The sequence below is a fragment of the Dactylosporangium thailandense genome (genome assembly GCF_059739745.1).
The window spans coordinates 5625486-5639563 of the sequence record NZ_AP029195.1 but is presented as its reverse complement, the minus strand read 5'-3'; the positions used below and the strand labels follow the sequence as shown (position 1 = coordinate 5639563).

Here is a 14078-nt window from a genome sequence, read left to right as displayed (position 1 = left end):
GGCGCAGGCGACGATCGCGGTTCCAGTACCGATGAGGCCCGCACACAGCGGACTCTCAGCTTTCCGACGCACCCTTGCAGTACGCACCCGTTCCGCTACGGAGGTCAACAGTGGGTCTCGTCCTCGGCATCGTGAGCCTGGCGCTGCTGGTGTTCCAGCTGCTGCTCATCGCCCGCGCCGTCCTCGACTGGAGCGTGGTGCTGGCCGGACCGTCGGCGCCGGGCGGCGTGCGGTCGAAGCTGATCGCCGCCGTGTGGCGCGTCACCGAGCCGGTGCTCGCCCCGGTCCGCCGCGCCCTGCCCCCGCTGCGCTTCGGCGGCGTGGGCATCGACCTCGCGTTCATCGTCGTCTTCCTGGGTATCATCCTGCTCCGGGCGATCCTCGGCTGGCTCTACTGAGGGTGGGGTGACCATCCGCGGACCTGGCAGCGACGGCGCGCAGCGCCGAGCGGTGTCTGGCGGGAGCGACGGTCCGGACCAAGACGGACCCGAGCCATGATCTGGCGCTTCCTACGCGGGCTCGGGCACGCCACCGTCCGGCGGCGGGTCCTCGTCGCCGGGCATCGGCTCGGCGGGCGCGGGCGGCAGCGTGTCGGGCGTGTCCGGCAGCAGCTCACCCGGGTCGTCGGGGACCGGCTCGCGCGGGTCGATCGGCGGGTACTGCTCGGGGTCGAGCTCCGGTTCGGTCATGATCCCGAGTATGCCGCCCCGGGCCGTCGCCCGCCCGGTATGACACAACGGCCCGGGACCTCACGGTCCCGGGCCGCCGTCACTGCGCCGCCGTCAGCAGGCGCCGTTGTCCGTCCAGACAGCCTGGCTGTTGTTGCCGGGGATGTCGCCCTGGGTCCACCACTTGGCGGTCCACTTGTGGCCGTTGTAGGACACGACCGCGCCGCCGTTGTAGGCGGTGGCCGAGCTCCACGCCGCGATGCCGGCGCAGCCGGTGCCGCCGGTGGGCGTCGGCGAGGTCGTCGTGCCGCCGCACGCGCCGTTGTCCGTCCACACGCCCTGGCTGTTGTTGCCGGGGATGTCGCCCTGGGTCCACCACTTGGCGGTCCAGGTGTGGCCGTTGTACGACACGACCGCCCCGCCGTTGTAGGCGGTGGCCGCGTTCCACGCCGCGGCCGAGCAGGTGCCGGTGGTCGGGCTCGGCGACGGGCTCTTGGACGGCGAGGCCGACGCCGACGGGCTGGCCGAGGTGCTCTTCGACACCGAGGGCGAGGCCGTCGGGGACGAGGTCGAGCAGCCCGCGGTGGCCCCGTTGGTCGAGTTGACGACCGCGTTGAACAGGGTGGCGGCCGGGTCGAGGGCCTCCAGCGAGTACATCATCGCGCCGGCGAGCCCGTTGCAGTGCTGGTAGTCGGCGCGCAGCTGGATCGACGCCGGTGAGTCGCCGGCCCAGAACGTGGTGCCGTCGTAGAAGTACGCGCCCTTGGTGACGGGGTCGAGATAGGTGTACGACGGGTTGTTCACGAAGCCGGTGAGCTCCTTGTAGAACGACACGCCCGCCACGTTGCCCGACAGGGCGTGGCCGGTCGCCGGGCCCGAGGCGGTCTGGTAGAGCCCGTGGTTCGAGCCGGCCGGGACGCCGGTCCAGCCGCGGTAGTAGAACGGATAGCCGAGCGTCAGCTTGCTCGCCGGGAATCCGCCGGGGATGCCGTAGGCCGAGTCGCCCGTCGTGTACGCCTTGACGGCGGCGTCGATCGAGTACTTCCCGTTGCCCGGCGGGACCGGGGTGCTCGGGTCGCTGGGCGAGCCGTACAGCGGGTCCTGCAGGTTCGTCGGGCCCGTCGACTCCCAGCCGCCGTGCATGTCGTAGGTCATGGCGTTGGCGTAGTCGAGGTACTGCCCGACCTTGTTCGTCTCGATCTGCGCGATCTTGTCCTGGCCGGCGGGCACCGCGGCGGTGAGCCACTTCTTGCCGCCGCCGAGCGCGTCGAGCTGGGCCCGGAACTCGGCCATCAGCAGCGTGTAGTTCTGCTTGTCGGCCGCCTTGAAGTGGTTGCCGGTGTGCCCGGCCGCGCCCGGGTACTCCCAGTCGATGTCGATGCCGTCGAAGACCCCGGCCGCGGAGGCCGGGCCGCCGAAGCCGTTGCGGACCGGCAGGTTGCCCTTGATGAACATGTCGATGCAGGAGCTCACGAGCTGCTTGCGCGACGCGTCGGTCGAGGCGGCGTCGGAGAAGTACTTCGAGTACGTCCACCCGCCGATCGAGACCAGGATCTTCAGGTTCGGGTACTTCGCCTTGAGCTTCTTGAGCTGGTTGAAGTTGCCGACGAGGGGCTGGTTCCAGGTGTCGGCGACCCCGTCGACGCTGATGTCGGCGCCGTAGGACTTGCCGTAGTCGGCGAACGAGTCGCCCGCGTTGTCCCCGGCGTTGGGGTTGTTCTCGTCGGGCGAGGCGGCGGAGTCGTTCTCGAAGCAGCTGAGCGTGGTGGGGTTGATGTTCTCGAACGCGTACACGAGGAAGTCGAGCTTGCCCGCCATGCCGCTGGTGTCGAGGTTCTTGGGGTAGAAACCGTTGGCGTAGATGCCCCACTGCGTGAAGTAGGCGAACTTGACGCCGCCACTGGTGGTGGCGGCCTGCGCCGTGGTGTTCAACGTTGCGGTGGTCCACGCGGCAGCGGCCGTGAGCACGGTGGCTGCGATGGCGGCGATGAGCCGGCCGGGTCTGCGCATCTCGCTCCTCCTGTACCGAGAGCACTCCCATGTAAACAGTTAAGGTTGTTAACTGTTTTCCGGGATTTTATAGCGGTCGATGCCCCGGTACAAGGGTGTGATTGAACCGCGCGCTGAGGGGCATCCATTTCTTGACGGATCGAGTGACTCAGGAGGAGCGATGGCCGAGAACACCAAGCAGACCAGTGAGCAGGCGGCCCACGCGGCCAGCGAGGTGCTGCGCGACCCGACGGCGACGAGCGCGGACAAGAAGGCCGCGGGCAGCGCGCTGTCGCAGAAGCCGTCGAAGCCGAAGTCCGGCAGCTGACCCGTCGCATGCGAAAGGCCCGGCGCGCTCGTCGCGCCGGGCCTTCGCCGTGCACTCAGGCCAGGTCCTGCACCGACCGGGACAGGATGCAGAACTCGTTGCCCTCCGGGTCCTGCAGCACCACCCAGGACGCGTCCGGGCCCTGGCCCACGTCGGCGCGCCGGGCACCGAGCGCGAGCACGCGCTCGACCTCCTGCGCCTGGGTGCTGCCGTCCGCGCGCAGGTCGAGGTGCAGGCGGTTCTTGACGCTCTTGCGCTCGGGCACCCGCACCACGTCGATGCCGGGCATGGCCCCGGCCGCGGGCGCCAGGCTGATGATGTCCGCCTCCTCCTCGACGATCTGCCACCCGAGCACGGCGCACCAGAAGTCGGCGACGGGACGGGGCTCGATGGCGTCGATGGCGATGACGGCGAGTCGACTGGTCATGATCTACACCGTACGTGGGGGTCGCAGGCCGTCCATCATGATGTTGAGCAGGCGGTTCGCCCTGGCGTTGTGCTCGGGCGGGCGGGCCACCGTGAAGATGCCGATGAGGCCGGCGGCGATGTCCTCGGCGGTGACGTCGGTGCGCAGCTCGCCCGTCGCCCGGCCGGCGCCGAGGATCTCGTCGATCGCCGCGAGCAGCTCGGTCTGGGTCCGGGCATGGGCGATCTCGCCGGACTCGATCATCGCGAGCAGCGTGTCGAGCATGCCGTTCTTCGTGGCGATCCAGCTGCCGAACAGCTCCATCCAGCGCCGGAGCGCCGCGGGCGGGGGTAGCTCGGCGAGGAGTTCGCGGGCGCCCTCGGTGAGCCGCGTGACCTGGTCGCGGTAGACCGCGTCGACGAGCGACTCGCGGGTGGGGAAGTGCCGGTAGAGCGTGGCGATGCCGACCCCGGCCTCGCGTGCGATCGCGCGCATGGACGGTTCGGTGCCGGCGGACTCGAACACGCGGGTCGCGACCTCGAGCAGCTGGTTGCGGTTGCGCGCCGCATCCGCCCGCGGGGCGCGAGTTTCTGCGTCGGTCAAAACGGATCACGCTCCGGTTGTGGTACGGTGCCTGTTGTAAACGGAGCATAGTCCGTTTTTCGTTGCCGTCGTGCGCCGCCCAAGGAGACACGTGAACATGCAGCAACCGAGCGCCAATACGCCGGCGACCATGAGCCGGGCGGTCCTGCTCGAGTCGTTCGGCGGCCCCGAGGCCCTGAACGTGCGCGAGGTGCCCGCGCCGCAGGCCGGCCCGGGGCAGATCCGCGTGCGAGTCACCGCGGCCGGACTGAACCCGATGGACTGGTTCATGACCTCCGACGCGGAGACCGCCGCTCGATTCGGCCTGAGCCTGCCGTCCGGGTTCGGAACCGACTACGCCGGCGTCGTGGACCAGGTCGGTGACGGCGTGACCGGGTTCGCGGCCGGCGACCGAGTGTTCGGCGGCGCCCTCTCGCGCGCGGTCGCCGACCACGTGGTGATCGACGCGGCGGGGACCATCGCGGTGGGCGGCGACGCGCACCACACCCCCGACGGTGTCGACGACCGCACGGCCGCCGTCCTCGCCATCGGAGGGTGCACGGCCGCCGCCGCGCTCGCCGTCGTCAAGCCCGCCCCGGGCGACACCGTGCTCATCGGCGCCGCGGGAGGCGGGGTCGGCGTGTTCGCCGTGCAGCTCGCCCGCCTCGCGGGCGCGCGGGTGATCGGGACGGGCTCGCCGGCGTCGGCCGATGCCCTGCGCGCCCTCGGAGCCGAGCCGGTCGCCTACGGCGACGGCCTCGCCGACCGGGTCCGCGCCCTGGTTCCCGGCGGCGTCACCGCGGCCGTCGACCTGTACGGGACGGAGACGGCGCAGGCGGCCCGGGCACTTGGCGTCCCGGACGAGCGCATCACCACCATCGCCGCACAGCTCGACGGCATCACGCCCGCCAACGGCGCCAACGCCGCCCCCGGCGCCATCGAGGAGATCGCTCGCCTCATCGCGGCGGGCCGGCTCCGTGTGCCGATCGCGGCCGCCTTCCCGGTCGAGCAGATCCGCGCCGCGGTCGAGCTCCAGGCCGCCCGGCACGTGCACGGCAAGGTCGTCATCGACCTCTAGCCGCCCCCGGGTTGTCAGCTCGGCCGCAGGATCTGCAGCTTCTCCTTCGGTCCGGAGAAGTTGAACACCACGTTGGGACCGGCGACCAGAGGCGCCACGGCGGCGGCGGTCAGCGTGCGGACGGAGACGCCGTCGTCGAACCCGTTGTGGTCGCATCCGGAGTACCGCAGCAGGATCTCGGTCGGGCCGGCGGCGGACCGGACGAGCAGGACGATGGCCTCGTTGCCGTAGGAGACCTCCGGCGAGCAGGTCTGCGGGGCGTTGGGGCCTCCGCCGGCCGGCGCCTTCGCGATCTCGCGGACCGCCCCGGCAGCCGCGGAGCCGTCCAGTCGCAGCGACGAGACCAAACGCGGGCTCGAATTGCCGGTTCCCTCGGCGACCTCGTACTTGCAGGCCGATACGCTCGCCACATCCCGCAGCGACGCCACGTCCACCGGCTTCGGCGGCCGCTGCTGCGGGTGGATGCCGATCGGGTGCTCGGACGGGCAGCCGTAGCTGTCGACGTCCACCCGGCGAATCGTGTCGACGATGCGTTGCCGCAGCTCCTGGGGCGCGTTGACGGTGATCATGACACCGTCGCGGAGTACGACCGTCTGGTCGCCCTCCTGCCGCACGCCGGGCGGCTCGGTCGTGCGGTCGAAGGTCACCAGCTGACCCGTCTTCCGGACCAGCGTGCTGGGGTCGGGCGGGTCCCCACCCAGGCAGCCGATCGCGGGAATCGCACCGGGGCGCCCGACCACCGGCTGCGCGAGCTCGTCCTCGCGCGTGATGCACCACGCGTGCAGCCGCTGGCTGCCGTTGGCCCAGCCCCAGCTCCTGGGCACGGCGATCTCGATCCCGCCGTAGGACTCCCAGCGCCAGCCCTCCGGCGCAGCGGAGGCGCCCACCTGCGGCCCGGCGGAGGCACTCGCCTCCTGCGGCGCCTGGTTGCGCGCCGCACACGCGGACGTCGTCAGGACCAGCAGCGTGAACGCGGCCGCGGCCGAGCGTCGCATGATTTCCCCCATCGCCCGATGACTCGCCCGGTCGGACGCGGCTGACGTCCCGACGGTTCCCCGGGCGCCTATCTTCCTACGCGGCGGGCTCAGGGGATTGCCTAGTTCGACTGTCCGCGTCTGATTCCGGCTATGCCGGCTGGCCCGACGGCGTAGCGTCTGGAGGAGTACGTGTCGGCGCACCCTTGGTGCGGTGGTGACCGGCCCGCGGTCTGGCTCTGTGTATCTGGCGTTTCGGAGCCGGTCGGCGGCCCGGCACAGATGCCAGGAAGGTAGCCGCCACATGAGCACGCCGGAGCCCGGCACGGTAGCGGACCCACCGCGACACGTGAAGCCGGCACGCCGCCGGCGGCGATGGCCGTTGCGGTCCTACCTGATCGGGTTGCTGGTGCTGTTCGTCGTGACTGCCGGGGCAGGCATCTGCGCCGGCTGGGTGCAGGCCCGGCACGACGCCGTGTCCGCCGCCCGGGCGGATGCTTCGATGGCGGCCGGCCTGGCGGCGCGGCAGATCGGCGAGAGCCTCGCCACTGTACGCGGCAGCGTCGATTCCGTCGCGTCCAGCCCGGGCGTAGCGCAGGTTTTCGCCGACCCAGGCGACTGCCGGCTGGCGTTCTCCCTCGGCGGCGCCGATGACGGGCACCTGGACGTCCTACGCACCGACGGGACCGTCGTGTGCTCGTCCACGCCACTCTCCGACGGCAAACCGGCCAACGCTTACGCCGGGTCTTCCTGGCTGTCCGATGCGGTGCGTACACCACAAGCCCTCGCCCCGGTCCGCGACGATCGCACCGGACGTCCCGCCTTCCTGATCACCGCCGTAATCCCCGCGCTCGGACTGGTGGCGGCATTCGTCGACCTGCCCGCACTCGGCGCGGCGGCGGGCCGACTGTTCGGCGGAGCCCGCCAACTCGAGTTGCTGATCACCACCGAGGGCCGCACCGCCGTGCTGACGCGCTGGCCCGACGGACTCCGGTGGGCCGGCACGCAGGTGGGCCACGCCCGGCTCACGACGACCGGCGACGGCGTCGACGTGACCGGGCTGCCCCGGTTGTATGGGCAGGCGGCCGTCGAGGGCACCGGCTGGCAGGTCTTCGCCGGCGCAGACCGGTCCGCTGCGCTGGCGGACGCCGATCGGCTGGCACGGCGCCAAGCCTTGATCGTGGCGCTCGGCCTGTTCGCGGGGCTACTGGCTACGATGGTCGTGCAGCGACGCGTCACCGCCCCGATCGCCAACCTCCGCAGCTCGGTGCGCACCGCCACCTCCGGCAACCTGGACACGACCGTCGCGGTCACCGGCCCGCGGGAGGTCGCCGAGCTTGGCGAAGAGTTCACCGCGCTGCTGGCCACTGTCGACCGGGAGCTGCACGAACGCCGCAGCGCAGAAGACACCGCCCGGGAACACGAACGCAACTACCGGCAGATGTTCGACGCCAGCCCGAACCCGATCGTGCTGTTCGACGTCGACACCCTCGGCATCGTCGCCGCGAACGCGGCCGCCCTGGCCTACTACGGCCGGTCCGGCGACGCCCTCCTCACGATGGCCTACACCGATCTGCTCGCACCGGACGATCTCGACGAGGCAAGCGCCGACGGCGCGGCAGCCGAGCCGGTCGAACGCGACCGGCCGCAACGCCACATCAAGCACGACGGCACGATCGCCGAGGTGAGCGTCACCACCTACCTGACGTCGTTCGCTGGGCGGAGGGTCCGCTGTGCCGTCATGACCGACGTCACCGAACGCGAGCACCTGCAACGACGGCTGCGCCAGTCCGACCGGCTGGAGAGCCTCGGCCAGCTCGCCGCCGGTGTCGCGCACGACTTCAACAACCTCCTCGGCATCATCAACGGCTACGCCGGCATGGCCGCCGCGGACCTGGAACCGGTGGCCGCGGCAGACCCCGCGTGGCGCACGCTGCACGCGGACCTCACCGAGATCGTCGCCGCAGGCGACCGCGCGACTGCCCTCACCCGCCAGCTGCTGGCCTTCGCGCGCGCCGACCCCGCGCCCGAGGCCCGCACCTTGGATCTCAACACCGTCGTCATCGACCTCGATACCCTGCTGCGCCGCGCCCTCGGCGAGGACATCGCCCTCACCACGGATCTCACCGCGCAGCCGTGGCCGATCAGAGCCGACCCTGGTCGCCTCGAGCAGGTCCTGGTCAACCTTGTGGTCAACGCCCGCGACGCCATGCCCGGCGGCGGCACCCTCAGCATCGAGACCGCACCGGTCACCGTCGACGAGCACTACGCCGCCCAGCACCCCGGCGTGCGAACCGGGCGGTACATGCGGCTGCGGGTGAGCGACACCGGTACCGGTATGAGCAAAGCCACCCTGGAGCGGGCGTTCGAACCCTTCTTCACCACGAAACCCAAAGGCCACGGCACCGGTCTCGGCCTAGCCACCATCTACGGCATCATCACCCAGGCCGGCGGCCACGCCCAGATCTACTCCGAACTCGGCCGGGGCACCACCATCACCGCGCTGCTCCCCGCCACCGACGACCTCGCCGAACCGGACACCACACCCGCGGAACATCCGCGGTCAGGCGCCGGCGAAACGATCCTGCTCGTCGAGGACGACGACAGCCTCCGCGCGATCACCGAACGCATCCTGAACCAGGCCGGTTACACCGTCCTGTCTGCCGCCACGGGTACCGATGCCCAGCGCCCGGCCGCGACACACCCCGGGATCGCGCTGCTGCTCACCGACGTGATCCTCCCCGACATGCACGGACCCGCCCTCGCCGCCGCCCTGCACAGCACGCATCCGGGACTGCCCGTCGTCTACCTGTCCGGATACACCGAGACGATCCTCGCCACCCGCAGCACCATCCCCACCGGCGCGACCCTGCTCACCAAACCGGTCAGCGCCCAGCAGCTCCTGCATACCGTCGCCCGCGTTCTGGACCACGCGGTCGCGGTAGGCGGATCGGCTCAGGGGGATGCGTGACCGGCGATTGTTTCGGGGTCCGCGCCGATCCTGCGGAGCAGGTCGGCGGCTGGGTCGTCGCCGTCGCGAAGCATGGTCACCAAGAGGTGTGTTGTGCCGGCGAAGGGATCACCTGCCTGCCGCGCCGCCGTGCTGGCCGAGCGCAGCGCGCGCAATGCGCCTTCGTCCAGGGGTGGCGTGGGGCGGCGGGTCTTCCGCTCCCGCGGCCAGCCTTTGGCCGGGACCGCTTCCGGGTCTCGGACAGGTTGCGGTGCGGGCGCCGGCTGGGCCGCGGCCATGGTGGCGGCGAGCAGGGTGACGCCGTGCTCGCGCAGGATCTGACCGGCGGTGTTGTGGCGGGCGACCGGCTCCGGCAGCACCGCGCCCGCGGCGTGCAGCTGCTCGTGCAGGTCCAGCACGCTCAGGAGCAGCTCGACGGTCCCGGTGTGGGCGTGCCCGAGGCGGACGGCCTGTCTGCCGGCGTCGCGTTCGATCAGTTCCAGGATGGGGTGGCCGTAGCGGGCTCCGTGCCGAAGAAAGGGTCGCCGCAGCGTGACGTACAGGCCGGCCGCTACGGCGGCTCGCCAGGGCGGTCGCAGCGCGCGGGGCGCGTTCGACGGCAGGACGCACAGCGCCTTGAGCGCCTGTGGTGCCCAGTTCGGGGGGTCGTCGCCGGCGCGGTACCTGGGTGCCTGCCGGTCCAGAGCGAGGCGGTCGTGACCGGCCACCCACATGCGCCTGGCGAGTTGGGCGGCGGCGTTGCCGGGCTCGGCGAAGATCGCGGCGAGCAGGTGACGTGCGCCGGCGGGTACGCCGTCGCGGCGGCTCGCCTCGTGGACGGCCTCGTAGACCGCGTGACGGACCAGTGGGGAGAACACGGCGACGCCGGGACCGCCGAGGTGGGCCGCCTCTCGCAGCGCCCCGTCGGCGAACACCGCCACCTGCTGGTCGAAGGCGGGACGCAATCGGGACCGCTGCCAGGGCCGGTCGTCGTCGATCAGATCCCGGCCCTGCTGCCAGTCACGAGACCGCGGTGGCGGGAACTGGCCCAGTTCCGGCACCCGCGGCGCACCGTGCCGCAGCACTTCCGCCGAGCTGACCACGGTCTGCCCGTCACGCACCGCCCGCCGGTACGCACTCTCCAGTGTCCCGACAAGACCACGACCCGGAGGCACACCTACCACGTCCACACCGTCGATTGTCGCTGCCGCGATCAACCGTTTTCGGAAGCGGTGAGCATGCCCGCTGCGGTGGTGTCGATCCGGACGTCGAATCGGGCGCTGACCGAGTTGAGGACGGCCCGGAGATACTCGGTGTCCTCGGCGCAGGCGCGTTGCAGCCGCAGACGCCGGGCTTGCATCGGCGCCATGCGCAGGCCCAGGAGCGCGCCCGTGGGCGCGATGGACGCCAGGTACATCAGCCGCAGGTCGTCGCGGTATTGCTCGTAGCCGCGGATGCCCTCGTAGTCGTTGATGAAGTCACCGCAGCCGTACAGGATGAGCCGGTTGCGGTACACCTCCATCGGCCGGGGATGGTGCGAGGAGTGCCCGTGCACGATGTCCGCGCCGTTGTCGATGAGCGCGTGGGCGAAGCGGATCTGCTCCGCCGGGATGTCGTAGCCCCAGTTGGATCCCCAGTGGATGGAGACGACCGCGATGTCGCCGGGCCGCTTGTGCTGCCGGATGCGGTCGGCGAGCCGTTCGACGCCGTCCTCGGAGAGCTCCGGCAGAACGTCGAGACCGGCTCGATCCTCGGTCGCCGCCCAGTCCAGCGGAGTACCGCTGGACGTCGCCCCGCACGCGAACACCAGGACGCGGGCGTGGCCGACGCTCACCGTGGCGGGCCTGCGCGCCTGATGCGCGTCCAGGCCGCCGCCGGCCACCTGGAGGCCCGCGTCGCTCAACACGCCGAGCGTCTCTTCGAGGCCGCGGAGTCCGAAGTCCAGGGCGTGGTTGTTGGCCAGGACGCACACGTCCGGACGCGCCGCCGTGAGGCAGGGAAGGTTCGCGGGACTCATGCGGTAGTGGACCGCCTTGCCCGCCGCGAACTGGTCGCTCCCGGTGACGCTGGTCTCCAGGTTCACGATCCGGGCGTCCGGCGCGGCGGCGGCCAGGACGTCCAGCGCGTCGCCCCAGGGCCAGGAGAAGTCCACGGGGCGGGGGACGGGGCCGTTCGCGGCCTCCGCCAGCGCGACGTAGTCGCCTGCGCCGTCCACGTACCGTTCTTGTAGCGCCGGGTCGAGGGGGTGCGGCAGGATCTGGTCGATGCCGCGACCCAGCATCACGTCGCCGCACAGGAACAACGTCAACGGACCGGGTGGCCTGCCGCTCACGACCGCGCTGCCGCCGTTCGCTTGGCGTCGATGTGGGCGCGGAGGCGCTCGATCGGCCAGGTGTTGACCACGTCGTCGGCGGTGAGCCAGCCGCGCTGGGCGGTACCGATGCCGTATCGCAGGTGGTCCAGGTGCACCGGTGCGTGCGCGTCGGTGTCGACGGCGAAGCTGACACCATGGCGCTTCGCGCGCAGGATGAGTTCGTCGGGCAGGTCGAGCCGGTCGGGGAAGCTGTTGATCTCCAGGATGGTGCCGGTGCGGGCGGCGGCGGCGAACACGGCGTCGAAGTCCGCGTCCAGCGGTGGCCGTTTGCCGATCAGGCGGGTGGTCGGGTGGCCCAGGATGGTGACGTACGGGTTCTCGCACGCGCTCACAAGCCGCTGGGTCAGCTGCGCGGACGGCTGGTTGAAGTGGGAGTGTACCGACGCGACGCACAGGTCGAACCCGGACAGGAACGCTCCCGGCCAGTCCAGCTCGCCGTCCGGGCCGATGTTGAGCTCCGTGCCGTGCAGCAGCACCGGGCCGCCGCCGGTCTCCAGCTCCCGCAACGTGCGGCGCTGCGCGAGCATCTTGTCGTCCGTCATGCGCTGCATGGGCATGTTCTTGGCGTGGTCGGTCACCGCGTAGTACTCGTAGCCGCGGGCCCGGGCCGCGGCCACCATGTCGGCCAGCGGTGCCACGCCGTCGGTGAGGTCGGTGTGGGTGTGCAGGTCGCCGCGGATGTCCGCCGCGGTCACCAGCGCCGGCAGCGCCCGGTCCCGGGCCGCCTCGACCTCGCCCCGGTCCTCGCGCATCGGGGGCGGGACCCACTGCAGGCCGAGCCGCTCGTACACCGCCTCCTCGGTCTCGGACGCCACGAGGCTGCCGTCGTCGACGCGGAACAGCCCGTACTCGGAGAGCTTGAACCCGGCTCGCACGGCGATCTCACGCACCCGCACGTTGTGCGGCTTGGATCCGGTGAAGTACTGCAGCGCGGCGCCCCATGCCGCGGGCGGGATCACCCGAAGGTCCACCTGGAGGTCTCCGTGCAGCCGTACCGAGGACTTCGTCGCGCCCTTGGCCAGTACGTCGGCGACCATGGAAAGCTGCGTGAACGTGTCCATCAGCGGACCCGGCTCGGTCGCCGCGGCGAGGATGTCGACGTCGCCGACGGTCTCGCGGAACCGGCGCAGCGAGCCGGCCCAGGTGCACCGGACGCACCCCGGTACGCCGCGCAGCGCCTCCACGACCTGCTCCGCCGCCGCGGTGGCCACCGACAGCAGTACCCGGCCGTGGCTGCGCTCCAGCACCTCGATGCCGTGCAGGATGTTCTCGGCCGTCTTCGCGCCGAATCCCCGGTGGCCCGCCAGCTTGCCGGCGGCGATCGCGTCCCGCAGTTCGTCGATCGAGGCCACGCCGAGCTCGTCGTGCAGTTGCACGGCCCGCTTCGGGCCGAGTGTGGGAATCCGGATGAGTTCCAGCACGCCGCTGGGCACCCGCAGCCGCAGGGTGTCCACCGCGGCCACCTGGCCGGTGTGCAGGTACTCGACGATCTTCTCGGCGATCGAGGTGCCGACGCCCGCGATCTGCCGCAGCCCGCCGTCGTCCATGGCCGCGACGTCCAGCGGGTGCCCGGCGACCGCCCGGGCCGCCTTCTCGTACACCCGGCTCTTGAACGGTTCTCCGCCGGTGACGATCAGCAGATCGGCGTATTCCTGCAGCAGCGCCGCGACGGCGTCGTTCGCCCGCGCCATGCCGCCAAGTCTAGGCCGGCTGCCAACGCCGGCAAGGGCGCGCGTCTGTGCCAGAACCGCCGACATGCGCTATACCGGCACTGTGCCGAACGCGTTTGTGCAGAGCATGGCCCACAACTTCGAACAGGCGCTGCGACTGATGGAGACGGCGCTGACCGACTGCCCCGACGAGCTGTGGCAGACGGACTTGTGGCCGGACGAGGCGCCCACGGCTCCGGCGCCGCACGGGGGATTGCACGGCTCGGCTCCCTGGTTCCTCGGCTACCACGCGCTGAGCACGCTCGACTATGACCTGGCCGGCGAGTTCGAGCCGTGGGCACCGCCGCAACCGTTCGACGACAACACGTACGGCTTCCCGAACCGCAGGTTCACCAAGCCCGAGCTTCTCGGGTACGTCGACTGGTGCCGCGGCCGCGTACGCCGGACCCTTGACGGCCTCACCGAGGAGATGGCCGCTCGGCCGCTTCCGAGCGCCCATCGATACCACGGCATGCCGTTCGCGGTGCTTGTCGGCAGCATGCCGCTGCACGTCGTTGAGCATGCCTCCCAGATCCGTCAGTTCCTCACCGCCGCGGGCCTCACCGTGCAACCCATGCCCGGTGACCGTGGGCACGCGGGTTGACCGCGACGGCCTTCCGGCGGATGCCGACGAGGCATGGGACCTGGCTACATCTTCAAGGCTGGGCAATACGGCTTGACCGCGGCATCTGCCTTGACCTTCGCGATCTGCTGCTGGTCATGGCTGAGCGACGCCTTGGCCATGGCACTGCCGAGCGGCAGCAGCTGGCCCTCTTCTGCCTTGTAGGCGGCCGCCACCGCCTTGCACACCGCCTCGGTGTTGGCTTGCACGTCAACGGTGGCGCTCGGTGCGGCCGCCGTGCTCGTGGCTGCCCCGCTCGCAGCCGCCCCGTTCGTGGCCGTTGTGCTGCCCGGCTCGCTGGTGCATCCGGTGGACAGGCCGAGCGTCGTGGCAAGCAGTAGCACCAGCAGCGTGGACTTGCTCAGCCGGGTTCGGTAGGAGCGTGGCATGCGAGTGCG

General features: G+C 71.3%; 14 protein-coding genes. 5 read left to right on the top strand and 9 right to left on the bottom strand.

From position 1 onward, the window contains the following. Positions 1 to 110: 110 nt before the first annotated feature. Positions 111 to 398, top strand: coding sequence for a YggT family protein (locus tag AC6JBM_RS24560; RefSeq protein ID WP_350626311.1), 288 nt, complete (start codon positions 111 to 113; stop codon positions 396 to 398). A gap of 111 nt (positions 399 to 509) precedes the next feature. Here the strand turns inward: AC6JBM_RS24560 and AC6JBM_RS24555 are convergent, their stop codons facing one another. Then, positions 510 to 689, bottom strand: a complete 180-nt coding sequence (locus tag AC6JBM_RS24555; protein WP_497985920.1) for a hypothetical protein — start codon at positions 687 to 689, stop codon at positions 510 to 512. 93 nt (positions 690 to 782) lie between these two features. After that, positions 783 to 2678, bottom strand: coding sequence for a glycosyl hydrolase family 18 protein (locus AC6JBM_RS24550; RefSeq protein WP_497985919.1), 1896 nt, complete (start codon positions 2676 to 2678; stop codon positions 783 to 785). A 160-nt stretch (positions 2679 to 2838) separates the two neighbouring features. On the opposite strand from AC6JBM_RS24550, the gene AC6JBM_RS24545 reads away from it, so the two are divergent. Next, positions 2839 to 2985 carry a hypothetical protein gene (locus tag AC6JBM_RS24545; RefSeq protein ID WP_433606420.1) on the top strand — a complete coding sequence of 49 codons (147 nt, stop codon included), beginning with the start codon at positions 2839 to 2841 and terminating at the stop codon, positions 2983 to 2985. A gap of 55 nt (positions 2986 to 3040) precedes the next feature. Here the strand turns inward: AC6JBM_RS24545 and AC6JBM_RS24540 are convergent, their stop codons facing one another. Both AC6JBM_RS24540 and AC6JBM_RS24535 read right to left on the bottom strand, forming a co-directional pair. After that, positions 3041 to 3412: a VOC family protein gene (locus AC6JBM_RS24540; RefSeq protein WP_497985918.1), complete on the bottom strand. Its 372-nt coding sequence runs from the start codon at positions 3410 to 3412 to the stop codon at positions 3041 to 3043. Between the two features lie 3 nt (positions 3413 to 3415). Next, the gene (locus AC6JBM_RS24535) at positions 3416 to 3994 is read right to left on the bottom strand and encodes a TetR/AcrR family transcriptional regulator (RefSeq protein ID WP_497985917.1); all 579 of its coding nucleotides are present in this window, start codon (positions 3992 to 3994) and stop codon (positions 3416 to 3418) included. Between the two features lie 97 nt (positions 3995 to 4091). Between AC6JBM_RS24535 and AC6JBM_RS24530 the strand changes: the two genes are divergently transcribed. Beyond that, positions 4092 to 5051, top strand: coding sequence for an NADP-dependent oxidoreductase (locus AC6JBM_RS24530; protein ID WP_497985916.1), 960 nt, complete (start codon positions 4092 to 4094; stop codon positions 5049 to 5051). 14 nt (positions 5052 to 5065) lie between these two features. On the opposite strand, the gene AC6JBM_RS24525 is transcribed toward AC6JBM_RS24530, so the two are convergent. After that, positions 5066 to 6046 (bottom strand): hypothetical protein, encoded by a 981-nt coding sequence (locus AC6JBM_RS24525; protein WP_497985915.1) that lies wholly within the window; start codon positions 6044 to 6046, stop codon positions 5066 to 5068. A gap of 388 nt (positions 6047 to 6434) precedes the next feature. Between AC6JBM_RS24525 and AC6JBM_RS24520 the strand changes: the two genes are divergently transcribed. Next, positions 6435 to 8996, top strand: coding sequence for an ATP-binding protein (locus AC6JBM_RS24520; protein WP_497986520.1), 2562 nt, complete (start codon positions 6435 to 6437; stop codon positions 8994 to 8996). Here AC6JBM_RS24520 and AC6JBM_RS24515 read toward each other — a convergent pair. From AC6JBM_RS24515 to polX, 3 genes are read right to left on the bottom strand one after another with little or no spacing between them, the layout of a single operon-like run. Next, positions 8981 to 10192, bottom strand: a complete 1212-nt coding sequence (locus tag AC6JBM_RS24515) for a Clp protease N-terminal domain-containing protein (RefSeq protein WP_497985914.1) — start codon at positions 10190 to 10192, stop codon at positions 8981 to 8983. The two genes, AC6JBM_RS24520 and AC6JBM_RS24515, sit on opposite strands and share 16 nt — an antisense overlap. After that, complete coding sequence (locus tag AC6JBM_RS24510; protein WP_497985913.1) at positions 10189 to 11307, bottom strand: CapA family protein; 1119 nt, start codon at positions 11305 to 11307, stop codon at positions 10189 to 10191. The genes AC6JBM_RS24515 and AC6JBM_RS24510 overlap by 4 nt, the downstream gene beginning before the upstream one ends. Continuing rightward, positions 11304 to 13040 carry a DNA polymerase/3'-5' exonuclease PolX gene (polX, locus tag AC6JBM_RS24505; RefSeq protein WP_497985912.1) on the bottom strand — a complete coding sequence of 579 codons (1737 nt, stop codon included), beginning with the start codon at positions 13038 to 13040 and terminating at the stop codon, positions 11304 to 11306. Before polX ends, AC6JBM_RS24510 begins: the two co-directional genes overlap by 4 nt. Positions 13041 to 13104: 64 nt before the next feature. Here polX and AC6JBM_RS24500 point away from each other — a divergent pair, with 64 nt between their 5' ends. Beyond that, positions 13105 to 13662, top strand: a complete 558-nt coding sequence (locus AC6JBM_RS24500) for a DinB family protein (protein WP_497985911.1) — start codon at positions 13105 to 13107, stop codon at positions 13660 to 13662. Positions 13663 to 13706: 44 nt separating this feature from the next. Here AC6JBM_RS24500 and AC6JBM_RS24495 read toward each other — a convergent pair whose 3' ends face one another. Continuing rightward, positions 13707 to 14069 carry a hypothetical protein gene (locus AC6JBM_RS24495; protein ID WP_497985910.1) on the bottom strand — a complete coding sequence of 121 codons (363 nt, stop codon included), beginning with the start codon at positions 14067 to 14069 and terminating at the stop codon, positions 13707 to 13709. Positions 14070 to 14078 lie beyond the last annotated feature (9 nt).

Coding starts and splice junctions, on each gene's coding strand:
- AC6JBM_RS24555 (WP_497985920.1), bottom strand. CDS start 689: ATGACCGAACCGGAGCTCGACCCCGAGCAGTACCCGCCGATCGACCCG.
- AC6JBM_RS24550 (WP_497985919.1), bottom strand. CDS start 2,678: ATGCGCAGACCCGGCCGGCTCATCGCCGCCATCGCAGCCACCGTGCTC.
- AC6JBM_RS24545 (WP_433606420.1), top strand. CDS start 2,839: ATGGCCGAGAACACCAAGCAGACCAGTGAGCAGGCGGCCCACGCGGCC.
- AC6JBM_RS24540 (WP_497985918.1), bottom strand. CDS start 3,412: ATGACCAGTCGACTCGCCGTCATCGCCATCGACGCCATCGAGCCCCGT.
- AC6JBM_RS24530 (WP_497985916.1), top strand. CDS start 4,092: ATGCAGCAACCGAGCGCCAATACGCCGGCGACCATGAGCCGGGCGGTC.
- AC6JBM_RS24525 (WP_497985915.1), bottom strand. CDS start 6,046: ATGCGACGCTCGGCCGCGGCCGCGTTCACGCTGCTGGTCCTGACGACG.
- polX (WP_497985912.1), bottom strand. CDS start 13,040: ATGGCGCGGGCGAACGACGCCGTCGCGGCGCTGCTGCAGGAATACGCC.
- AC6JBM_RS24500 (WP_497985911.1), top strand. CDS start 13,105: ATGCGCTATACCGGCACTGTGCCGAACGCGTTTGTGCAGAGCATGGCC.
- AC6JBM_RS24495 (WP_497985910.1), bottom strand. CDS start 14,069: ATGCCACGCTCCTACCGAACCCGGCTGAGCAAGTCCACGCTGCTGGTG.